Source organism: Hyalangium minutum, assembly GCF_000737315.1.
Lineage (GTDB): Bacteria > Myxococcota > Myxococcia > Myxococcales > Myxococcaceae > Hyalangium > Hyalangium minutum.
This window is the reverse complement of the sequence record NZ_JMCB01000005.1, coordinates 476,597-498,245: the sequence shown is the minus strand read 5'-3', so window position 1 is coordinate 498,245 and position 21,649 is coordinate 476,597. Positions and strand designations below refer to the sequence as shown.

19 protein-coding genes and 2 pseudogenes are annotated in these 21,649 nt (G+C 64.6%); 14 read left to right on the top strand and 7 right to left on the bottom strand.

What is annotated here, in order from left to right; translation table 11 throughout:
* Window positions 1-207: 207 nt before the first annotated feature.
* The 4 genes and pseudogenes from DB31_RS15560 to DB31_RS51240 all read right to left on the bottom strand — a co-directional run bounded on the left by DB31_RS15560 (window position 208) and on the right by DB31_RS51240 (window position 3,418).
* Window positions 208-1,284, bottom strand: a complete 1,077-nt coding sequence (locus DB31_RS15560) for a pectin acetylesterase-family hydrolase (RefSeq protein WP_052419982.1) — start codon at window positions 1,282-1,284, stop codon at window positions 208-210.
* A 154-nt stretch (window positions 1,285-1,438) separates the two neighbouring features.
* A pseudogene (locus tag DB31_RS15555) lies at window positions 1,439-2,625 on the bottom strand (tyrosine-type recombinase/integrase).
* Entirely contained in the window at window positions 2,622-2,846 is a 225-nt protein-coding gene (locus tag DB31_RS15550; protein WP_013374616.1) for a helix-turn-helix domain-containing protein, read from the bottom strand. The pseudogene DB31_RS15555 and the gene DB31_RS15550 overlap by 4 nt, the downstream one beginning before the upstream one ends.
* 443 nt (window positions 2,847-3,289) lie before the next feature.
* Window positions 3,290-3,418: a hypothetical protein gene (locus tag DB31_RS51240; RefSeq protein WP_276203623.1), complete on the bottom strand. Its 129-nt coding sequence runs from the start codon at window positions 3,416-3,418 to the stop codon at window positions 3,290-3,292.
* 259 nt (window positions 3,419-3,677) lie between these two features.
* Between DB31_RS51240 and DB31_RS15545 the strand changes: the two genes are divergently transcribed.
* From DB31_RS15545 to DB31_RS15530, 4 genes are all read left to right on the top strand, one after another.
* Window positions 3,678-4,583: a DUF2381 family protein gene (locus DB31_RS15545; protein ID WP_044188063.1), complete on the top strand. Its 906-nt coding sequence runs from the start codon at window positions 3,678-3,680 to the stop codon at window positions 4,581-4,583.
* Between the two features lie 22 nt (window positions 4,584-4,605).
* Window positions 4,606-6,579, top strand: a complete 1,974-nt coding sequence (locus DB31_RS15540) for a serine/threonine protein kinase (protein ID WP_044188062.1) — start codon at window positions 4,606-4,608, stop codon at window positions 6,577-6,579.
* A 332-nt stretch (window positions 6,580-6,911) separates the two neighbouring features.
* Window positions 6,912-8,111 carry a serine/threonine protein kinase gene (locus tag DB31_RS15535; RefSeq protein WP_044188061.1) on the top strand — a complete coding sequence of 400 codons (1,200 nt, stop codon included), beginning with the start codon at window positions 6,912-6,914 and terminating at the stop codon, window positions 8,109-8,111.
* 187 nt (window positions 8,112-8,298) lie between these two features.
* The gene (locus tag DB31_RS15530) at window positions 8,299-8,721 is read left to right on the top strand and encodes a helix-turn-helix transcriptional regulator (protein ID WP_240486713.1); all 423 of its coding nucleotides are present in this window, start codon (window positions 8,299-8,301) and stop codon (window positions 8,719-8,721) included.
* 360 nt (window positions 8,722-9,081) lie between these two features.
* Here DB31_RS15530 and DB31_RS15525 read toward each other — a convergent pair whose 3' ends face one another.
* Window positions 9,082-9,864 (bottom strand): AbiJ-NTD4 domain-containing protein, encoded by a 783-nt coding sequence (locus tag DB31_RS15525; RefSeq protein WP_044188059.1) that lies wholly within the window; start codon window positions 9,862-9,864, stop codon window positions 9,082-9,084.
* 571 nt (window positions 9,865-10,435) lie between these two features.
* On the opposite strand from DB31_RS15525, the gene DB31_RS15520 reads away from it, so the two are divergent.
* The 6 genes from DB31_RS15520 (at window position 10,436) to DB31_RS46565 (ending at window position 15,726) form a co-directional block, all read left to right on the top strand.
* Window positions 10,436-10,621 carry a hypothetical protein gene (locus tag DB31_RS15520; RefSeq protein WP_044188058.1) on the top strand — a complete coding sequence of 62 codons (186 nt, stop codon included), beginning with the start codon at window positions 10,436-10,438 and terminating at the stop codon, window positions 10,619-10,621.
* A gap of 91 nt (window positions 10,622-10,712) precedes the next feature.
* Window positions 10,713-11,792 carry an ABC-three component system protein gene (locus tag DB31_RS15515; protein ID WP_157232000.1) on the top strand — a complete coding sequence of 360 codons (1,080 nt, stop codon included), beginning with the start codon at window positions 10,713-10,715 and terminating at the stop codon, window positions 11,790-11,792.
* Window positions 11,789-12,274: an ABC-three component system middle component 2 gene (locus DB31_RS15510; protein WP_044188056.1), complete on the top strand. Its 486-nt coding sequence runs from the start codon at window positions 11,789-11,791 to the stop codon at window positions 12,272-12,274. Before DB31_RS15515 ends, DB31_RS15510 begins: the two co-directional genes overlap by 4 nt.
* Window positions 12,271-14,148, top strand: coding sequence for a hypothetical protein (locus tag DB31_RS15505; protein ID WP_044188054.1), 1,878 nt, complete (start codon window positions 12,271-12,273; stop codon window positions 14,146-14,148). The genes DB31_RS15510 and DB31_RS15505 overlap by 4 nt, the downstream gene beginning before the upstream one ends.
* Before the next feature lie 256 nt (window positions 14,149-14,404).
* On the top strand, window positions 14,405-15,181 hold the full coding sequence (locus DB31_RS15500) for a hypothetical protein (protein WP_044188052.1): 777 nt from the start codon (window positions 14,405-14,407) through the stop codon (window positions 15,179-15,181).
* Entirely contained in the window at window positions 15,181-15,726 is a 546-nt protein-coding gene (locus tag DB31_RS46565; RefSeq protein ID WP_075306011.1) for a restriction endonuclease, read from the top strand. Before DB31_RS15500 ends, DB31_RS46565 begins: the two co-directional genes overlap by 1 nt.
* 483 nt (window positions 15,727-16,209) lie before the next feature.
* On the opposite strand, the gene DB31_RS51580 is transcribed toward DB31_RS46565, so the two are convergent.
* On the bottom strand, window positions 16,210-16,371 hold the full coding sequence (locus DB31_RS51580; protein ID WP_420806700.1) for a TMEM175 family protein: 162 nt from the start codon (window positions 16,369-16,371) through the stop codon (window positions 16,210-16,212).
* A gap of 47 nt (window positions 16,372-16,418) precedes the next feature.
* Window positions 16,419-17,525: an AI-2E family transporter gene (locus DB31_RS15495; RefSeq protein WP_044188050.1), complete on the bottom strand. Its 1,107-nt coding sequence runs from the start codon at window positions 17,523-17,525 to the stop codon at window positions 16,419-16,421.
* Window positions 17,526-17,714: 189 nt separating this feature from the next.
* Between DB31_RS15495 and DB31_RS15490 the strand changes: the two genes are divergently transcribed.
* From DB31_RS15490 to DB31_RS51575, 4 genes and pseudogenes are all read left to right on the top strand, one after another.
* Window positions 17,715-18,500 (top strand): YihY/virulence factor BrkB family protein, encoded by a 786-nt coding sequence (locus DB31_RS15490; RefSeq protein WP_240486712.1) that lies wholly within the window; start codon window positions 17,715-17,717, stop codon window positions 18,498-18,500.
* Window positions 18,501-18,892: 392 nt separating this feature from the next.
* Window positions 18,893-20,515: a hypothetical protein gene (locus DB31_RS15485; RefSeq protein WP_157231999.1), complete on the top strand. Its 1,623-nt coding sequence runs from the start codon at window positions 18,893-18,895 to the stop codon at window positions 20,513-20,515.
* Window positions 20,516-20,704: 189 nt separating this feature from the next.
* Entirely contained in the window at window positions 20,705-21,253 is a 549-nt protein-coding gene (locus DB31_RS49935) for a hypothetical protein (RefSeq protein WP_205628517.1), read from the top strand.
* Window positions 21,205-21,603: pseudogene (locus DB31_RS51575) on the top strand (sensor histidine kinase); the annotation flags it as partial. The gene DB31_RS49935 and the pseudogene DB31_RS51575, both read left to right, overlap by 49 nt.
* Window positions 21,604-21,649 lie beyond the last annotated feature (46 nt).

The window sequence follows — 21,649 nt, the reverse complement described above, 5'->3', positions numbered from 1 at the left end:
CTCCATGGGCCGGGGATCCTCCTGGCCCAGTCCATGTACGGCAGCAGGAGCTCGCGGCTGGCATCCACCGCTGCCTTCCGGGCCGACGCATCCGCCGGGCAGTAGCACCGCAGCACCAGCCGAGCCGTCTCGATGCGGTAGGCGACGCGGCCCTCCTCGGCAGGAACAGCCACGCTGTCACCTTCCCTTTCCGCCTGGGCACCCGCGCTACGGCTTGAGCGACTTCCACCCCGCCTCTTCCCGGACCATCTGGCCGAGCCAGTCGGTGAGCTTCACGCCCTGTGCCGGGTGCGCATCCGGTGTCCCAAGGAAGGTGTGGAACTGGCCCGGCGAGATGTAGGCGCGGAAGTGGGGCTGGGGCTCGAAGACATCCGTCAGCGTGGTGTTCAGCGCGGCTTGGAAGCTGTCGGCGCTGAGCATGAAGTAGCTGCGAATGACCGAGTCCTGCGTCGAGGAGAGCAGTGCCATGCGGTCCTGGGGGAAGCGCTGCGCGGTGTGCTTCAGCGCCTGCGACAAGTCGCTGCGGCACTCGGGGCAGGTGGCCTCCAGCGCCTTGTCGAGCCGCCACGACTGGTACCAAGCCTCCCGGAGGCTGCTCGCGATCGCGTCTCCCTTGAGCACCGGACCCGCATCATCGACGAGATAGCCCTGAGCATTCGGGAAGGTGGAGCGGAAGAGTTCATAGCCGAAGGCGGCGCCGAACCCACCAGCACTGCTGCCGCTCACGACGAGTTTCTCCGGGGAGAAGGTGGCACCGAGCCGCTGAAGGTAGGCAGCGATGTTGGCGCGGCCGACGTGGTGGTAGGTGCGAGAGGCACCGTTGCTGTCCTTGTAGTCGATGACGTTGTCGCCGGCGTGGACATCGCCCGTGCAGTAGGGGACGAAGACGAGGTTCCAATCTGCGAACGGGTTGTTCGGCAGGTTGCGATCGAGAATGGTGCCGCCCAATTGAGCGGAGAGCGCCTCGAACTGCGTCTTGCCGAAGGGGCCGTGCGAGGCGGTGTTGAGCTGGAAGCAGGTGAGGAAGTTCCAGCAGGCACCGCCGCCGTTCATGAACACGAGGAGGTTCTTGCTGTCGCTCTGGCTCACGGCGATGCCCGTGGGCGAGCCGTCGTCGCAGGCCGAGTCGGGAAAGTCGATCCAGGTCCAGGTGTTCTTCGGCGTGTCGATGGGATCGCCGGAGACCGGGGGCGTCTCGGGCAAGGTGCTGCTTCCGCCACAGCCAGCAATCGAAGTGGCTGCCAGGGGCAGGAAGAGCAGCGAAAAGGCAAGGACTCGGCGCATGGATGACTCCCTGGAAGAGCGCCGAGTATATGCGCGGCAGCGGGTTCGATTCCCGCCGCCTCCATCCCGAGAAGCCCAGCAATCTTAACGGGTTGCTGGGTTTTTCTTTGTCCTCGTTTTCATCATGTGCCCTCAGTGTGCCCCTCTGGCGTCTCTAGCCCAGAGCGGCGCGCGGTTGGGGGATGGGCCGATCTAGTTCCTGGACCGCGCTCTCCCGCGCCTCGGGTGACAGGTGCGCGTACCTCATGGTCATCTCGATGGTCGCGTGCCCCATCAACTCCTGAATGACCTTGAGGGCAACGCCCCGCATCGCAAGGTGGCTGCCGTAGGTGTGCCGTAGGTCGTGCCAGCCGATGCAGCCCTCTGGGCGGCTGACTCCCGCCCTACGCAGCGCCCGCAGGAGCGGGTGCTTGGTCATCCCAGCGGTGAGCGGGCGAGCGTCCGGCTGGCAGAACACGTAAGAGCCGCACAGGTGGCGGTGTGCCTTGAGTGCTTCCACCGCCGATGTGGGCAGGTCCACGGTCCTTTCCCGTCCACCCTTGGGCAGTCCCACCACGCCGCGCCAGATCGTTCGGCGTACGTTGAGTTTGCCGCGCTGCAAGTCCAGGTCTGCCCACTGGAGCCCGATCAACTCTCCAAGCCGCAGCCCGTCTTGAGCGCCACGAGGATCAACGTCCGCCACTCCGGCTCAGCGGCATTGATCATGCGCTCGGCTTCCTCGAAGGAGAGGAAGTCAAAGGCGGGCTTGTCCGTCTTGAACAGCTTGACGCGCGGGACGTGTTGGAGCACGCCCTGTTCTTGAGCCAGTGCCAGCAACTTGTGCAGGACCGTCAGAACGTTGTTGATCGACTTGAGAGACAGCAACTTCACCCCACCAGAGCCCCTGCGCTTGAGGAGGGCCGCCCGCGTGGGGGCTTCCTTCCGTGCTCTCGCGCCCGAGGGCTTCTTACGCATGGCCGCCTTGAAGTCTTCGATCTCTGCTGGACCGATGGCATCAAGGGGCGTGTTGCCGAACATGGGGATCAGGTGATCATCCAGGATCTGCCGCTTGGTGACGACGCTGGAGTGCTTGTTGTTGTTCTCGCTGTACGTCAGGAAGCGCGGAACGAACTCCCCGAGGGTGGGGATGCGACCCGCGCTGTTCTCCTTTCCGAAGGTTCCGGTGAGAAGTGCATGTCGGATCTGACGCTCGTACTCTTCAGCCCCCCGGCGGGTTTTGATGGGCGAGGCCTTGCGGATGCGCTCCACCCTGCCGCTGGGGTGCTGGTACTTGACGTCCACCCACCACGCCTCTTGCACCTTGCCCTCCTGGGTCTTCCACTGCCGCAGTCTGACGCTCATGACTTCGTGTCTCCGAGCGCAGGTCTGCTGTTACCGGGGCTCCACGTTAGCAGCGTGTCCCGGTGGATGCGGAGGATTCGCCCGAGCCGTGCAACTCCGGGCACCTGTTCGAGCCGGATCGCCTCGTAGAGGGTTTTCCGGTTCACCCGCAGAAGTTCGGCGGCTTCCTCCACGGTGAGAAACGCGGGCGCGGTGTTCGCAGCCAGCGGGGGCGCGCTCATGGCCGTTCCCCCTCCTGCGGCGTCGTCTGGAGTGCCCAGCGACGCGTCCTGGCGTTGCTGCTGGCGTTCCTCGCGGTGTCACCGGAGCTTCTGCCAGTGTTCTCGGCGTTTCTGCTGGTGGTGTCACCGGCTAGCCAACGGCGCACGACTGCGCCGCACATGGAGGGTTGCCCCTCCAGGGAGTTGATCCCACCCATCGCCCTGCCCGCCCTTCACAAACTCGCCAACCTGCCCAGAACTACCCAAAGCAGGAGTGACACAGCGCTGCGCCTTGTGTCCAGACGCGGGGCGAAGCGCGAGCGGCGATTGGCAAGCGTGCGGCCGGGCAACCAAGGGCCCATGCGGGCGGGTGGATGGAGCGTGCGCGGTGCAGGGCATGGGGCGGCTGAACCGTGGCGGACGCAGAGCGGTGACGGGGCTTCTACGGGACTTCTACGGGACTTCTACGGGATGGAGTTCGGCGCCACGGCCGGTGCCACGCCCGGCACCACCGGAGCCCACGCCCGGCGCCACCGGAGCCCACGCCCGGCGCCACTGGAGCCCACCAACGGCCCCACGCCCGGCGCCATCATGCGCGTATCGCGGCAGGCCTGTGCGCCAATGGGACCCTCGCGTCGGACAGGTGAAGTTGCGCCCGGTGGAGTCTCCCGCGTCCAGGCTCACCTGCTGAGCGCGTGGAGCGCTCGCGCATGAGTCGTGGCGTGCGCGGTGGAGCCGTGAACGGCACGCGGAAAGGACGCCGACGTCTGGCGCATGGACAGCGCCTGACTTCGACGCGGGTGGGCTCCCCTGTCTGCTACTCTGGGGGCCTACCTGGGAGGTTCCCCCGTCTTGTTCCGACCGTTCGCCCCAAGTTTTGCGCTCGCTTCCCTGCTGGTGGGCCTCACAGCGACGGCACAGCCTGCGCCCGCAGGGCGTTCCGTCGTTCTCGCGGGCAAGGCTGGCGAGTCCCCTCTGATCTACGTCGCGCCTGGCACTGTCACGGCGATTCTGCTGGGCGCTCCGATTGTGCGTGAGTCTGTCCAGGTAGAGGGGCGCGACCGGTTCCCTGTGTTCGAGGTGGGTGATGCAGGCGTGACGCTCTCGCCCGCCGTGGCGCTCGGAACGGGCGAACGGCTCGCGCTGCGGGTCACTTACCGCGAGGGCTCGCCCGCAAGCGTCGTGTTCCTGCTCACAGGGCTGCCGGGCAAGGCGGATGGCTTGGTGAACGTGAGCCGCCCGCAGCAAACCTTGGATACGTGCCGCGTGGAACTGTCCGCCACGCGCGAGCGATGCGAGGCACAAGCCAAGGAACTGGAGGCGTTGAAGGCACGGCCCGCAGCACTGAGTCCGGCAGCCGTGGCGCTCGCGGGGTTCGTGGGTAAGCAGGGCCTGAGGGGAGCCGGGTTTGAGCAAGCGTGTTACGAGGCGCGCGGGGGTGAGTTTCGCCCCGTAATGTGCTGGGGCCTCGGGGGGGCAACGTGGAGCGTGGTGGTCCTCGAGGTGAGCAACACCGGGAGGGAGCCATGGGCGCCTGCGTGGGCCGAAGTGACGCCCACAGGAGGGGAGCCGCGCCGCGCTCGCGCGCTGCTCTCAGGGCAGGCAACCATACCCCCGGGCGGTGTGGTGAGTGTGGCCGTGGAGGTGGAGATGCCCGCGCGTGAGAAGCCCGAAGAATGGCTGCGGGCGCTGCACACCGTGCGGGTGTGCGACGGTGACGGGAGCCGCTGTCTGTCCGTTCCCAAAGTGAAGCTGTAGCCACTGGCGCGAGGTGTCCAGCATGTTCGCGGATTTTGATCCCTTGGACTTGAAGCCCGGCCAGATGGTGAGCCACTGGCGCATTGTCCGACGCATCGGCAGGGGCGGTTATGCCGTCGTCTACGAGGTGGAGAAGGACGGCCAGCGCTTCGCGCTCAAACTGGCCTGTCAGACAGAGCGCAGCCTTGATCCGAAGCAGACAGACGCGCGCGCGCGGCGCGAGGCAGCCTGTCTCCAACTCCTCAACCACCGCCACATCATCCGCATGCGGGGGCAAGGCCGGTGGCCGGACACGCTCTCAGGCTTCCACTACATCGTTCTAGACTTCGTGGACGGCTACACGCTCGCCCGCTGGGTGGAGCGGACCAACCCGACGCCGCATGAAGTCGTCGTCCTGTTCCTCAAGCTGTTTGAAGCCCTGGAGCACATGCACGGTAAGAACGTGTTCCATCGGGACTTGAGCTTGAGAAACATCATGGTCACCAAAGACGGCGAGCCGGTGATCATCGACTTTGGAGCGGCGGACCACGCGACCGCCGAGGATTTGACGGATGGGCCGCTTCCCCCTGGAACGCCGCGCAACCGCAGCCCCGAGGCTCAAGCTTTCTGGGATGAACACCGCCTCAAGCCCGGGGCCCGTTACACGTTCAAGGCGACGGACGATATTTTCGCGCTCGGGGCCAACCTCTATGACGTGCTGACGAACCCGTCGCCGACGCGCGGCGAGACACGGCCCCTCCTCGGGAACATGCTGATGACTCCGCCCACCCCGCACCGTGCCAATGGGCGCGTTCCGGTGGAGTTGAGCGCCTACGCGATGAAGCTGATCAGCCGCGACTTGGAGGTGCGGCCCGCGACGGCCAAGGATGCGCGGCGCCCGCTGGTGGACTTGGAGCGCTTCGAGGGGGATGACTGGCGCAAGTTCTCGACTCACCCGGCATCCGCGCAGCTACCGCCAGAACGCGCCGAAGGGGAACCGGTGCCAGTCGAAGCGCGAGAACCCGACGGCCCGCAGGAGCCGATCCTTTCCCATCCGCTCCCGGTGCAGGTAGCGCCAGCGGATGCGGCGCCCGTGGCTTCTCCGGTGCTGGTAGCGCCAGCAGCGCCCGTGCCTGCTCCCGTGCAGGTGTCAGTGCCAGCGGATGCAGCGCCCGCGCCTTCTGCTGCGGGGGTTGCTGCACTGCACAGCCCGCGCCGTGCGTGGCTGCGTCCGGTGTTCGTCGGGCCGCTAGCGCTCTCCGTCTTTGCGGCAGTCATGGCCGCCTCCCTGCTGCACAGGCCAGTCCCCCCCGAGCCGCCCCCCATGGCCAGGAGCGCACCAGCGGAGCAACCGCCAGCCTCCAGCACCCTGGCCGAAAAGCCGACAAGCCGCCCCGAACGGTTAGCCTCGCCTCGCCCTACCCAGAAGGAGGCGAGCCTGTCCGTGAAGCTGCCCGACAACTCTCCAACGCTCACCAACGGCGTACCCGACCCACAGCAAGCCCAGAGAGTCAGCGCGCGGCGCGCCCTCATCAAGAAGTGCGCGGCGCTTGTGGCCTCCGTCGCATGGCTTGAAGCGGGCTGCACTGGCGTGCAGACACGCCCGGATCCCGAGCCATGCCCCGAGGAAGCCATCAAGGCGATGCGGCAAGAGCTAGGGTGGCCCGTGGGCACCTATGGGCCCTTCATCCTGCTGGACGTGACCAAGGGGAGCGCTGAAGAGGCGCGCGAGGAACCCTTGACCGTCTGGAAGGATGGGCCCGTGACGGGTGCGCTGATCAGGCCGCAAGGCAAGGCGCCTGCGGGGATGCGGATCGATGGGCACCTGTGGACGACGGGTGATCGCATCTATGGGCGCTATGTCCGCGCCCACCTTCCAGGCGGGCGTACCGTGCCGATCTGCCTCGAACTGGAGAACGCGAACGATTTGGGCTCGGAAAAGCGCGAGGGCTCGAAGCCAGGCGCCCCGGTGGCCTCCAAGGTGTCCGAGACGCAAGCCGTTGAGCGGTGGAGGTGAGGCAGGCCCGATAGAGCACGTGAGTGTCGGACAGGCGCAGCGGGCTCGGTGAAGCCCTCACACGTCCAGGCTCGCCTGCTGGGTCCGTGTAGCCCTCACGCGTCGAGGTGGGCCTGCTGCCCGTGGAGCCTTCCCGCGCGTCGGCTAGGAGAAGTTGGCCTGGTGGCTCCCTCCCGCATCGAGGTGGGCCTGCCGGGGCGTTCCGCTGATGCTGTAGCCAGAGATCGCGCCGCGTCTAACCTTGGGCATCGTTCCATGTCCCTGCACATGCCAGGTAGTGTTTCCCTCCGTTGCGCGGCGCCCTTTCGCGTGCTGCCAGGAGCCGATCCCACATGGCTACTTCTCGCCAACCCTGGAGCGTCCCGGGGGTGATTCTCTTCTCTCACGGCGATCTCTCGTATGAGGTGGATCTGTCGCCTCCGTTGGTCGAAGAGTTGGCGCAATCCAGGCTCGGGGAAATGACCGTCCCAGCCTGGGAGCGCACCGAGAAGAAGCGCCTGCGGGAAGTCATCGTCCGCTCTCTGTCGCCCATGTCGTCAGACGAGCCCGAAACGCTGGAAAGGATGCGCGCGCGGCTCCGGGAAGAGGCGCACCTCGCCACGTACCTGCAACACCCGAGAATCGCCCGCACCCTCGGGCCCTACGAAGTCCAAGGCGTTCTCTACATCGTGTCTGACCGTGTAGAGGGCACATCGCTCAACACCCTGATCACCTACTCGCAGATGCGCGAGAAACTCCTCTCCCCGGCGTTCTGCCTCTACGTGGGCGCCGAAGTCGCGGGAGCCCTGCACTACGCACACACCTGCAAGGACGAGAACGGCGCCCCGCTGGGCATCGTTCATCGGGACTTGAACCCCGCCCGCATCTTCCTGGAGCCAGAGGGAGGGGTGATACTGACGGACTTTGCCCGCGCGCGCTCCCTGCTACCGGGCCGCGTGGCAACGACGCTGCCGCGCCCTCAAGGCGACGTGTTCTATTGCTCCCCCGAGGCGTTGCTCTGCGAGGAGACGGATCCGCGCTCGGATCTGTTCTCACTGGGGTTGGTGCTGCTGGAACTGGCCACGTGGCGACACCTCTACAGCACCGCCACCGTGCGGCCCGACGACTTGGAGGAGGCGCTAACGGAGAAGGTAAAGGGGAAGGTTCTGGACGCGGCGATGACGGCCATGGAGGCAGACCTACCGGACCATGCCGAAGACTGCATCCTGCGGGCTGCCACGTTCACCCGGGAAGAAGTGGACGAGCTCACCCAGCCGCTGGCGCACCCGCTGCGCGCCATCGTCCGCAGGTTGATCCAGCGGAGCCCGGAAGATCGCTATCAGTCGGCGGCTGAAGTGGAGGCGGAACTTCGGGCGGGCCTTGCTGCGCTAGGAGCCCCCTACGGGCCCAAGGAGGCGCTAGACGAGGTGCTGCTCTCTCTGACGGGGGCCAGCATGAGCCGGGGCGTTCTCGGGCCCACGAGCGAGAGCCAGCTACCGCCCAACATGGTGACGGAAGAGGACATCATCAACGAGCGGGACAGCACTCCCTAGCTACCCGCCGCGCCCGCTCTCACGCTCCCCGCAGGCCCTGCTTCGGCGTCGTGGCGTCTCCCCTCTGACCCTCGCCGTCCGCCGCTGGCCCTTGGGGCCTTCACCCGTCCGACAGGACAACGCCCGCAGGTTCCGTATGCCAAGAGCCCCCGCGAAACCTCCCGCCGCTGCACGCTCCCGGCGCCCCATGGAGCGTAACCGCAAGCCCTCCCCACTGCCGCGACACATCGAGATCCGGCAGCGCCGGTTACCCGTCACCCTGAGCGCGGCCTTGAAGCAGGCACGCAAGCGGGCAGGCATGACTCAAGCTGAAGCAGCCGAGGGCATCGGCATCGCTCCCGAGGTGTACGGGCGCATGGAGCGGGGGGGCGTGCTGCCGAGCGTTCCAACGCTGTTGCGCATGTGCCTGATTCTCGGCAGCGGACCAAATGAACTGATGGGGTTTGCCGGGGTGGATCCGGAGCAGAGTGCCCCCGGGGCAAACACGGTGCCCCCCGGCCTGAGTGACACGCCCGAGAAGCGCCGCCTCTTGCGCCTCCTCGCTCGCCTGGACAGTCCGAGGATCAAGGCACTGGCGCGGTTGGTCACCTTACTTCTGCCGGGGCGCTGAACGCCAAGGGCTGCGGGGCCGCCATCCTCGTGGGCTTTTACCGAGCCAGCAGCCCAGGTGCGCACTCGCCGTGCGCAACCCCAGGTGCTTCAGAATCGCGCGCACCCCGCGTGCTCCCTTCACGTACGCCAACACCCTTAAGCCTGCCTCCACACCTCACACAGGCCAACACGTCGAAGTCCAACGTCCTCCTCAGCAACTCGGCAAAAGTCCACTCGGGGCGTCCTCTGCTTCATCCGCTCCGTTCTGGCCGCTGCCTCCTTCCCCGCTCTCGCCTCCTCCTCACCTGCTTGGGGGAGCAGTCCGCCGCAGACATAGTGAGCTTGATCGAGCCATACAGCTTGAGGAAGTCCTGTGCCATCACTGTTTCGGGAATCTGCGGGCCAAGTAACGGGAAAGCACACCGCTCAATCCGACCACAAGCTCCGCTTCATCGAACGCGGGGGGTTTCCCTTCTGTGAGGTGTCGACCGTAGTTCGACGTGTAGCCCCAAGCCTTGTCTACGATTTGATCCACAGGCTTGGGGAACAAGTCGGGGTTTCGGCGTAGCAAGTCACCCAGAGTGTCCTTGCTCCCACATACGTCGCGCGCAACGCATTCAAGCGCCGCCATCGCATGCTGGATAGCACCGCTCACTTCTGGACTTGGCCGCCTCGAGAGGTCCAAGATGGCTTCATGCAGCTCGTTTGCTGCGGTGCTGTTACCCCGACGGGAAAGCTCCGCCTGCCCCTCTTTGACGGCAAGCTCGAACGCCTCAGAGCCCCGAACTTCGAGACGATTGCCTACAAGTTGCCAGCCTACGCCCTTGATGCGGAACATGCGATTGATCTCGCCAGCGAAGTCGCAACCCCGGCGCTCGCAACGTTCCGCAAGCAACTCGATCAGGTCATAGACCTCGAACCACTCGCAATCGCGGATCAAATCGCGGACCTCACCGTCCACGTTCGGAAACTCAGACCAGTTGTTCGAGTCAGGCGCCCGGAAAAGCAATGCACAAAGCACTTGCCTTACATCGCTAGGCTGCAGCTTACACTGATACGCGATAGATATCGCTGCATCTCGCACCTCGTCCGGAGCCTCATACCGGATGCTGATGTCGGCATCTGGCCGGTTCAAGCCGTGTCTTCTGGAAAAGGATTCCATAGCAATCCCTAGGCTTTCTTGCGGTCACTGCACTCTTCGACCTAGCGCGCAGGCTCAACATAACGAGGTACTGGCCGGAGCATAAGAAAAATGGGAGGCCGGTTGAAGGAGAGGGCTGGAGCGGAGGGGCCGAGGCGGGCCGCGGACGGGAGCCGCCCGAGCTGTGTGCCAGGCCCGTGTAGGGGGCCGAGCACCCCCATAGGGCACACTGCTGCCCAGGCCGCCCTCCCATCAGGGCGCGGCAAGAGCCTGAGATGGGCCTGTGGGTTGTCTTGAGCGCCTCAACACCACGCTGCCTGGGGTGGCCTTCGCGCCGGGGCTCGCCTCGCACCTGCAGTGGCCAGGCCCAGGTGCTTCAGAGTCGCGCGCACCCCTCGTGCTCCCTTCACGTACGCCAACACCCGGCGCCTGCCTCCACACCTCACGCAGGCGAACACGTCGAAGTCGAAAGTCCTCCTGAGCAACCCCGCCAGGTCTACTTGCGGCGTCCTCTCCTTCTGCTGCTCCTTGCTGGCCGCCGCCTGGGGCGTTACGCTCGCCTCTTCCTCTCCTGCTTGGGGAGCAGAAGTGGATGAAATTCTACAAGAAGGTCCTTTCGCGCTTCGCGACCATCGGCGGCCTGAAGCTCACCGCGACGGTAGACGTCGAGCCTCCCGGCGGCACGACGATGTCGAAGGCCGGGGAAACGAAGATGGCCCTGCGCGAGTTGAGGTTGTCGGACGGCGTAAGCCTGAAACCGTGCGGAGGCCGGGGATGATGTCGTCGTGCGCCAAGGCTATGTCGTGGTCCGAGCATCTTCATTGCATGCGACTGCAGCACGCGATGGATGCTCGTCAAGGAGTCTTGCCGTGGCGCTGAAGACCAAGCCCCTACCGAATCTCACGCCTTCCGCGTCTACCCTCAGCCCGGACGTGGCGGCTGCGGGCCCCGTTGTGCCACCGCTTGAGCGACTCCGGCACATGTCGGCCGCGACTTGGGAAGACCTCGTCCTTGAGTGGGTTCATTCGCTGAAGAAGAAGTACGCCCGTGTCGAGAAGCACGCCAGCAGCGGCGACCTGGGACTCGACGTCATCGCTTTCGAGTCTGCGACCGCCGACGATCCTTGGGACAACTACCAGTGCAAGCACTACGACCATGCGCTTGCTCCGAGTGATGTCTGGATCGAGCTCGGTAAGCTGGTTTTCTACACGTTCAGCGGTGAGTACTCCGTGCCGAGGAGCTACCGTTTCGTGGCTCCGCAAGGAGCAGGGAACATGCTCTCGAAGCTGCTGCGCAAGCCGGAAGAAGTTCGTGCTGGCCTGCTCGATGCGTGGGACAAGCACTGTCGAACGAAGATCACCTCGACCCGCGAGATCGTGCTCGATGACGGTCTGAAGAGGCACATCGACGGCTTCAACTTCAGCATCGTGACAGCGGTTTCGCCACTGACGCTGATCGAAGAACACCGCAAGACGCCTTGGTACGTCGCTCGTTTTGGCGGCGGGTTGCCGGAGCGCGGCGCGCCGCCCGCGCCGCCCACGGGCGTTGGCTCGCACGAAACGAACTACGTCCGCGCATTGCTTGATGCGTATGAGCACCGGCTCGGTGTGACGCTGACTTCGCCGACGGACCTCGTCCATCAGGAGTTGGGAGATCACTTCTTTCGGTCGCGCAGGGAGTTCTATAGCGCGGAGTCCCTTCGAGAGTTCTCTCGCGACAACGTTCCGCACGGCACGTTCGAGGACCTTCTCGACGAGATTCACAGCGGCGTAGTGGACGTCGAACAGGCAGGCCACACAGACGCGGTGGCGCGCGTGCTCGCCGTCGTGCAGCACGCCAAGGGACTCCAGATCACTTCCAACGCGCTTATTACGCGCACGCGAACCTCCGACCGAGGCGGGATGTGCCACCAACTCGCCAACGATCTGCGATTGAGGTGGCGTCGATGAGTTCTGCACGCGTCCTCAATGGCCCGGTGGAGGTAGGACTCCGCGCACTCGTGTTGCTGCTAGAGTCGTCTCCGCATTCGCTCGACCTCCAGCAACTGGTCACGCTCGACTACTTCCTCGTTCACTCAGGAGACATCGACGGTGGACCCGAAAGTCTGCATCCGCCGAGCCCGCTCCGCTCCGGTGAGGTGGCCGTTCGCCGAGCACTCATCGAGGAGGGCTTGAGTTTATACAAGTTCCGCGGCTTGGTTCAGCAGAGCCTGGTGGAGACAGGATTCGCCTACTCTGCAGAGAGCGGCGCAGGTGCCTTCCTCGATGCCCTTCGCTCCGGCTATGTCGAGCGCCTGCGCGTACGTGCCGAGTGGGTCATCGCAAGCTTTGCGCTCCTTGAAGCCGGGGAGCTTCACCAGACTCTTGAAGCGAGTCTGTCGCGGTGGCGGACAGAATTCGTGGATCTGCTGCCGGAAAGCGAAGTTGTATGACCGTCTACGAGCGCGGCTTCTTCATCGAGCGCATCACCGTCAAGGGGACAGGTCTTCCCGACGCCGACCTCTTGTTTCGTGATGGGCTGAACGTTGTCGAAGGCGCATCCGATACCGGCAAGTCGTTTCTTGGCGAGCTGATTGACTTTGCGTTCGGTGCGTCGAAGCCGCCTAGGAAGATTCAAGCGGCGGCCGGTTACGAGCGCGTTCTCGTCGTCCTGCAGGAACGAGGATCGAAGCGCCGTCACCAAGTCGAGCGCAGCCTCACTGGAGGCGACGCCATCGTTCGCCTGCTCCGGGCGGACGGGACTACCGAGAGCGAACAACTTCTCGCTGCCAAGCACAGCGCTGACAGCGACCGGACGCTGTCGGCCTTCCTGCTCTCGCTCTCGGGCTTTACGCCGACGAAGGTGCGGAAGAACAAGAAGGGCGAGACACGAACCCTGAGCTTCCGTGACATCGCATTCCTCGCTGTCGTCGACGAGACGCGCATCATCGCTGAGTTGCCGCCGCACCTCTCGGGGAGCCCAGTAGAGGCAACAGCCGAGGGCGACGTACTCCGGCTAGTAATCACGGGGCATCCGTCGGCAGAGCCGATCGCCGTCCCGAAGAAGACGACGTCCAAAGCAGCCAAGGCGCAGTCCGAATTGCTCGCCCAACTGGAAGAGCAAGTGCGGAGTGAGATCGTCGGCCTCGGCGTGCAACCCGAGGTTGTCCAAGAAGAGACGCAACGCATCGACGCCACCCGTAGAGAGCTCCTCAAGGAGTACGAAGCGTCTCGTGTGGAGCTCGTGTCTCGTGAGCGCGAGCGGGCCGAACTTGGGCGCGCGCTCAGGGAGGCCGAATCTCGCATCACTGTCGTCGAAGGGCTCATCGCGCGCTTCGAGCTGCTCGACCGCCACTATGAGATGGACATAGCTCGGCTCGAGGCCATTCAGGAGACAGGCTCGATGCTTGAGCAGATGCCTGCGAAGGCGTGCCCTGTATGCGGTGCCGATCCGACCGCTCACCGGCCCAGTGACGCAGCCGACCATTTTGGTCTTGAGCGCGTACGGTCCGCTGCGGCGCTGGAACGCCAGAAGACTGCACGCCTCCGTACTGATCTTCAAGATGTCCTCAATGAGCTCCGAGTGGAGCACGAGGAGAAGGCTGGGGTTCGCACGCGTGTCCGCAGCGAACTGGGGGCTCTCCAATCGCGCATCGATACGGAGTTGGCGCCGCGAACACGAACTTCTGCGGAGAAGATGAAGGAACAGGATTCCCGCCGAGATCTTCTCTTGCGCGCACGCACACTCGTCGAGCACTTGGACGAACTTGGGAAGCGACGGGCCACCGCAGAAGCAGCGGCCAAGCGAACGCGAGCAGCATCAACGCTGGAAATGCCGAAGGTCAGCACATCGGAGATGGAAGCCTTTGCTCTCAATGTCCAGCAAGTTCTCTCTGCATGGAATTACCCAGAAGCGGGACGCGTAGTCTTCTCTGAGGATGCGCAGGACCTAGTGATCGGTGGTCAGGACCGGGCCTCACACGGCAAGGGCGTTCGCGCGTTGACGTGCGCAGCGTTCATCACAGGCATTTTGCGTCACTGCGCTCGGAGTGGCCGCGCTCATCCGGGACTGGTCGTTCTTGATTCACCACTGGTGGCGTACAAGGATCCGGATTCGCCCGGCACCGACGGCGCCCGGTTCCGGCAGGCCGGCGTGAGGGAGGCTTTCTACCGTGCTCTCGCGGGAGATCTGTGTCCAGGGCAGGTGATTGTCCTCGAGAACCAAGAGCCGCCCCCGGACCTCTCGCGGGGCGTCGTGCATCATCACTTCTCGAAGTCGGACGCGGGCCGCTATGGCCTCTTCCCTAGCATCGGGAGTGGTCGATGAGTTCCCACTCCTCTCGCTTCACCAGCACGAACCGCCGCGCAGGGGGCGTAGGGTTCGCCCATGCTTGACTTCGTTGCCATGTACCACCGCGCCTCCGAGCCGCCGGAAAGCAGCCACACGGATAGATTCACTGGAGGCCAATTTGCGCAATAGACGACCTCAGCGGTGCTTCCTATCAAGCGGGGCGGAACCGCCACCGGAACTAGTGGAGGGGCTGCGCAAAGCAGGGTTCGAGGTGACCTGGGAGTCTCCACATGTGGCAGCCCCGTTCCCCGTCGAGCTAATGCAGGCCATTGCTGGTGCTGACGCGGTTTGCGCGTACGTCTCCAAGGATGGGGAGCCGCCCGCTCTGTGGTACGCGGTCGGGGCTGCGAAAGCCCTCAAAAAACCTGTGGTGCTGGTTGCCGCGAACGATCGAGTCACGGTGCCCCTCGTTGCACAGGGTGAGGTCCTGATCGCCCTGCAGAAGGGCGAGGAGGAGACCCTCGAGTGGAAGTTGCACAACGCACTCTCACGGCGACGTACTCGTAAGGATGCGCCTCAGCGTCGCCTGAAGCCGAAGGGCGGCTCGGTCCCTGAAGCCGAGCGGATCGTAACCGCGCTCGCCCGAGGCGATGCAGTAGAAGGTAGTCGTGTTGAGGAGGCTATAGAGGCACTACTGCGTAAGGCGGGTGCGTCTATGGTCCAGCGCCAGGCCCGAGATGGGGATCTCGACATTGACTTGGCGGCTTGGTTCGACGCGACACAGTCGATCCTTGGTAATCCAATTCTAGTCGAAGTGAAACGGGTCACGACGCGTGACGACCTTGTCGCTGCGCAGCATCAGATGATGCTCCTGCTGGCTCGGCGACCTCTCGGGTCGGGGTTACTCGTCTACTATCCGTCAATGCCCGACGTAGTTCCGGAGGTTACTGCTCACCTGCCAATCTCGGTAACTCTCTCATTCGACGACCTCGTGAAGTTAGTTCGGTCTGGAACGCTACTTGAGACTCTCATCCAACTCCGCAACGCCGCAGCTCACGGGCACCGATAATGCCGACCTCTGCTCTGCGCGCGAAGGTTGCGGCCTTGTTTAAGAAGGGCGACAAGGCGAAAACGGCCGACGCCAAAGGAATCGTCCTCGAAGAGATTGTGGTCTTTATGTTCTCAAAGGTGAAGGGAGTTCCGCAAAAGTTGATGAGGCGGAACTCGACAAACCACCAAGTCTCGCAAGAGATAGACGTAACAATGTGGAATGACCGCTTGGATGAAGGATTGGAGTTCCTCCCAAACGTCCTGATCGCAGAGTGCAAGAACTGGGATCAACCTGTCGGCAGCAATGAGATAGATGTCTTTGTCGCAAAACTTAGGAACCGTGGTTGCCCCGTTGGATTCTTGGTTGCAGCATCCGGTATCAGTGGCAAGGCGCATGAACTGCGAAACGCTCACGAACGAATCGCGAACGCCCTTGATCGGGGTATCTCGGTTATCGTCCTTACTCGACGGGAACTGCTCGGCATCGGAAGCGCCGGTGAACTAGTCCATCTGCTGAAGGCCAAGTTGGTACTGCTTGGGGCTTGTCGAACGTCGATCGAGTGAGTGCTGGCGACTCAGCAGTGACGTTGAAGGTGGGCTTGCGTAGCTGGTTTCTTGAGGCAGGCTCTGAGCAGAGCGCTCCTGGGGCAAACACAGTGCCGCCCAATTTGAATGATGCGCCCGAGAAACGCCGCCTATTGCGCCGCCTCGCTCGCCTAGATCGTCCGAAAGGAAGTCACGAACGACCTCGTCCGCGCACCCATGCCCGGGCTTCACGTAGAGCCTCATATCGTGGGGAGGGGCCCCGAGACGGATTTCCCGGAGTAGCTCGCGCCATCGCTCTTCAATGAGGAGTGAAGCCATGTACCCAATGCTACCACGGCTAGAGGGAGGCCTCAGTTGGTGGGTATCCCAGATGCTCTCTCGACAGCACTCGGTGAGCGGAGAGGGACCCGCATGTGCCCCCAGTGTGCCCCTCCAGCGGGGGTGAGAACGGGACGAGACGGAACGAAACGGGATGGGACGGCAGAACGAACCGATGAGAGATCAAGGCGTTAGCCGGTAACAGCGCGACCTGCTTGGGGTTTTGCTTCCGCCTTGATGCGGGTTCGATTCCCGCCGCCTCCACTTGTTTAGTACGTCTTTACGGATGTGCAGGATCAGCAGGGTCATCGCGATGGCGAAGGTTCCATCGCTCAGCGCCTCGATGCGACTGGTCCTGAGGCTGGAAAGAAACTCGTGGGGAAGCTCCTGACTCAGGGCTTCTCATCCACCTTACCGGCGCCTGGCGGCGCACCTTCGCCAGGAGTCTCCTGTGCGAGTCGCTCCGTGCGCAGCGTGAGGAGTTCGCGCACGACGATCTGGGCCGCGGCGGCAATGGGGACCGCAATGATCGCCCCCGCGATGCCCATGAACTCCGCCAGGAACAGGATGGCAAGCAGGGTCACCAGCGGGTTCACGTGCGCGGTACGGCGGTAGACCAGCGGCCCGAGGATATTGCCCTCCAGCTGCCCGTAGAGGACGAAGTAGATGGCCGTCGCCACCGCCTTCCAGAGCCCGCCCGTGATCAGCGCCAACAAGGTGATCATCAAGCCCACCACCAGCGGCCCGGCGTAGGGAATCAGGCTCGAGGTCCCGCTGAGGATCGCGAGTGGGAGGAAGAAGGGCATCCGGATGATGGCCAGGAAGACGGTCGTCAGGGCCACGTTGATCGTGCAGATGCCCAGCAACCCCTGAAGGTATCCGCCCACCGAGCGATAGATGCTGGCAACGATCCGCTGGTAGCGCTCGCGGCTATCGGGGCTGAGTTCGGCCAGCAGCGCGGTCTTGAGATCGGGTCCGAAGATCAGGACGAAGATGGTCAGGAACAGGAGCGTCACCAAGCCGCCCAGCACGCTGAGGGCGCCACCAATGGCGGAGAGCACCGGGCTGATCGCACCCGTCGCCGTCTGGCTGCCTTGCCGAAGCTGCTCCTGCACATCGAACCGGGCGTTGAGCGCCAGGAAGAACCGGGTCTGTTGCAGCTTCTCCCAGAGCGAGGGGGCCTCGGCCACCAGGGCACGCCCCTGGCTGACGGCCGGCGGGATGAGCAGAAAGCCCAACCCCACCCCGACCGCAAGCACCCCAATGACCACTGCGGCGATGGCCAGCGAGCGCCTCAGCCCTCGCCGGGTCAGCACCTCGACCGCATGATTCAACGCGATGGCCACCATCACCGCGCCCAGCGTGAGCACGAGCGACACGGTGGTCTTCAGGAGGAAATAGACCAGGGCCGTGACCGCCAGGACCGTGAAGCACACCGTGAAGACCGTCTTGACAGTGACCTGTGAGGACAGCCGGTTCGATGACTCGGGAGCGGGCATGGCCTCGTCCTAGCCCACCAAGCGCTGCCGTCAGGCGGGGAGAGGCTACCTTTCGTTTGGGAGATAACCATGGAAAGCGTGCCCTACGGCCGGGTTGGCAAGGACATGTCCGGCAGGGTGAGAAGCCCTGTCGCGCCATGCCGGGGCCGGCCTGGCAGAGCCGCGAAGTGGAAGAGCACCCTGGGGAGGTTGAGACAGGAGTGGAAGCGCAACAAGCTGAGTGACGCGGCGGCGGCCCTCACGTTCTACGGTGTCCTGTCCCTCTTTCCCTTCCTGCTCTTCATCGTTGCCCTGGCGGGCCTCGTCATTCAACCCGCGCAGGCGCAAGCGCTCATCGGCGCGCTGGGGCGCGAGGTCCCCCCGGCATTCAGCCAACTCCCCTATGCGCAGCTCGCGCAGCTCACCTCCGGGCCCAGCAGGGGGCTGCTCACGTTCAGCGCACTGACCGCGGTGTGGTCGGCGACCGCCGGGGTGGTGAGCCTCATGACGGCCCTCAACACCGCCTACGGTGTGACGGAGAGCCGTCCGCGTCGGAAGGTCTACGGGATCGCGCTCGGGATGATGCTGGCGGGAGCCATCCTGGCGCTGCTCGCCGGGCTCGTTGCGGTGGCCACTCCCCTTCTTGCCCTCCGGCTGGGAGCACCTTGGACAACGCTCGCAGGCTGGCTGAGGTTGCCCCTGGCAGCGCTGCTGATGATGATCCTCTGGGCGACCCTCTACTCCGTGCTCCCGGATTCCCGGCAGAGGTTCAAGTTCATGACTCCCGGGTCCGTGATAGGGGTGCTCGTCTGGCTCGCCGCTTCGCTGGGCTTCTCCTTCTATGTCTCTCACTTCGGCACCTTCGGCGTCACCTATGGGGCCTTGGGAGGGATCATCGTCCTGCTGCTGTGGATGTGGATCTCCTCGCTCGCGCTGCTGCTGGGCGCCGAGATCAACGCCGTCCTCGCTCGCCAGCGCTCGGAAGAGAAGAGCTGAGCCCGCCTCGGTTCGGGCAGGCGCAGCAGCCCCTCGCAGTGTTCGTAGCGAGCTTGCCTGAAGTCTTCCACCCCGAGTGCATGCCCCTCACCCATGGTCTATCTGTATCCGTCCGGTCAGCGATGTGCTGGAGGGGATTGAGGACGGGCGGGCGCCATGCTCGGCGAAGATCGCGAGCTCAAGGGGGACAGGTGTGCGTTGAGGACGGATCGGAGCGCGCTCAGGCTGAGGTGGCGACGTCCGGCGGCCCCTTGGGCAGGTGCAGCGGCAGCTGAGCCATGCAGTGCTTGACCCAAGGCGCCGCGCGCTGGCCAGAATCGCGACGAGGGCCTGTTTCCGTGAAAACCTGACGTGGAATGGCCACGTACCACGTCATTGTTCAGGGCGGATACATGAGCGGCGACATGTTTGGGGTCGCCGCAGCGATGATCCTCGACCCCTCGGTCTCCGTCATCATCCTGCGGGGCACGGACAGGGCGTACCTGGACGTCATGGACGATCAGACAGAGCGGCTCACGGCGTTCTACAAAGAGGTGCTCGGCGACGTGGAGTTTGCCAAGCGCGTGGCGGTCGGCACCATCGCCAACCCTCAGACGTACATCAAGGGAATCACGCTCGAGGGTGGCAAGATGGACCCGTCCAAGGCTGCGTCCATCCGAAGGCTCTTCTCCTCCATGAAGACCACCGACACCGTGGTCCTCCAGCGCATCGGTACGGCCACGGCGATCGTCTCCGCGAATTTCAACTGGGGGAAGATCACGGACAAGTTCCTCCGTGACAATCTTCAGGGGAACATCCGGGTCTTCCTGGAAGGTGCCCGCTTCAAGGCGCTGCTGAACAGTGAGTCGCCCCGCATCTTCCTCTGGGTCCGCATCAACAAGCGCAAGCCCAAAGCCACCGCGCACCTGGAACTGGACACCAGCGTCGAGGGGCTGCGTCAGATCACGAGGCGCATTGTCGAGGAGAACGCCGTGCGGAAGGCGGCGGGCATCCCGGAGTGGATCATCGCACTGACGGGCGACAGCATCGATCTGAATGCCCTGAAGAACAAGGTCCTCAAGGACCACTGCGTCAACATGATGGAGTTCTGGAACGCCCCGGGCTGGAACAAGGCGTGGGGCCGGTGCGGACAGCTCACGGCCTTCGCGTACCTGTACGGCCGCAACGCCAAGATGGTCAACCTGGGCATGCGCAGCGGCGGCTTGGAAGGCCCGGCGCTGATCGGCATCCCCACCATCTACATGGAGGAGACGGACAACCCCCAGCAGGACCGCATGAAGAAGTGGGTCGGGCCGGTGCGCCTGCACCAGGGCGATTCCTCGTATCACCGGCTGGCGCTGAGCACACTGCCAACCCGCACGGGCCAGGCGATCAAGGCCTCGGTGGGATCGAACGATCCCAGCGCGATCGCCAAGGTGCTCGACGAGACCACGACAGAGGCAGCTGGCACGAACCGCGACCGGTTGGCCGCAGCCAGGGCCGAGTACCACCGGACGGGCAAGACTTCGTATGGCGAATTCTTCAGCATCTATCTCCAGCTCGCGGGGGACCTCTGGGAGAAGCTCGACGAGGACTGCTTCACTTGGAGGGACTTCTCGGCAACATATCCCCAGGCTGCGGGCACCATCCGCCGGAAGGCGGGCCAGTGGTACAGCCTGCGCGTGGAGAAGAAAGGCGCCGAAGAAAGGGGAGGATTCGTCTCAGACGATCTCGACTCCATCATGGAGAAGCTGAATGTGCTGATGCCGGATCCCGAGCTCCCGGATGATGACGAGGATGACGTCCCGGAGCCGACGATCACGCCGCCGCGTGTAGAGACGATCGTGACGACGCCCACCCTCACGACCACTCCTCTCCGCACCGCCCCCCTCGTGGTGAACCGGCTGCCGGTCGGCTACACACTCCCCTCGCCGGATCTGAGACCTCCGGTTCCCCTCAAAGACATGGGTAAGTCGGCCCGCAAGCGCTGGGTCAGCAAGCTGAAGAAGGCGGGGCTGGATCCCAAGAATTTCTGAACGGGCCTGTCACGCCGGGCGCTGCGGACCCCGCGCTACGGCTTGCGTGACCGAGCCGCGCTCGCGCGAGGACGCCGTGATCGGCCGTGCGACGTGCTGCCCCAAACACTGGAGCCGTGCTCGCGGAACGGAATGGTTGGGCAGCCGCTCGGTTCGGCTCTACGCTCCGAGCGGACACGGGACTCGACAGTGAGCAACGACGAAGACACCTCCAGCGAAAAGGCTCACTTCTTCATCCAGGGCGGGGGCGAGGTCGGTGCGTTGATGCGCGCGCACGATTGGACGAGATCCCCGCTGGGGCCACCTTCGAGCTGGCCGCAGCCGCTCCGCTCGGTCGTCGGTCTGCTGCTGACGTCGAAGTGTCCGATGTTCGTCGCGTGGGGCCCGGTGCTCGGGTTTCTCTACAACGACGCGTACGCGGAGATCCTGGGCGCCAAGCACCCGGCAGCCCTCGGCGCGCGCTTCCGCGACGTCTTTCTCTCGGTCGCTAGCCACGAGCGCAAGACGCCGCTCACGCCGATGGCGATCCGCCTCCAGGGGCTCGCGCGCTCTCTCGACAAACAGGCTGCCCCCCTCTCGTGCAACAGATGCGCTCGTACGCCGAAGGCGCGAAGCGGCAGATCGACAAGCTCGCGGCGCTGGTCAACGACCTGCTCGACGTGTCGCGGATCTCCTCCGGGAGGTTCCGGATGGAGCTGGAGCCGACGGATCTGGCGGCGCTCGCTCGGGACGTGGTGACGCGCTTCGAGCCGGAGGCGCAGCGCGCTGGCTCATCGCTGGAGCTGCACGCGCCGCCCTCCCTGACCGCTCGGTCCGCGAAGCTGCGTGTCGAGCAGGTGTTCACCAACCTCGTCGATAATGCGATCAAGTATGGCGCCGGCGCGCCGATCTCGGTGACGCTCGAGCGCGAGGGGGAGTTCGCGCGCTTCACCGTCGTCGACCAAGGCATCGGCGTGGAGCCGGAGAACCTCTCGCGGATCTTCGAGCGCTTCGAGCGCGCTGTGTCCGAGCGGAACTACGGCGGCCTCGGGCTCGGGCTGTACATTTCGCGGACGATCGTGGAGTCGCTCGGCGGCACCATCCAGGTCCGGAGCGAGAGGTGGCCCCCTCGAGAGCCGGCCCGGCGGACGCGGG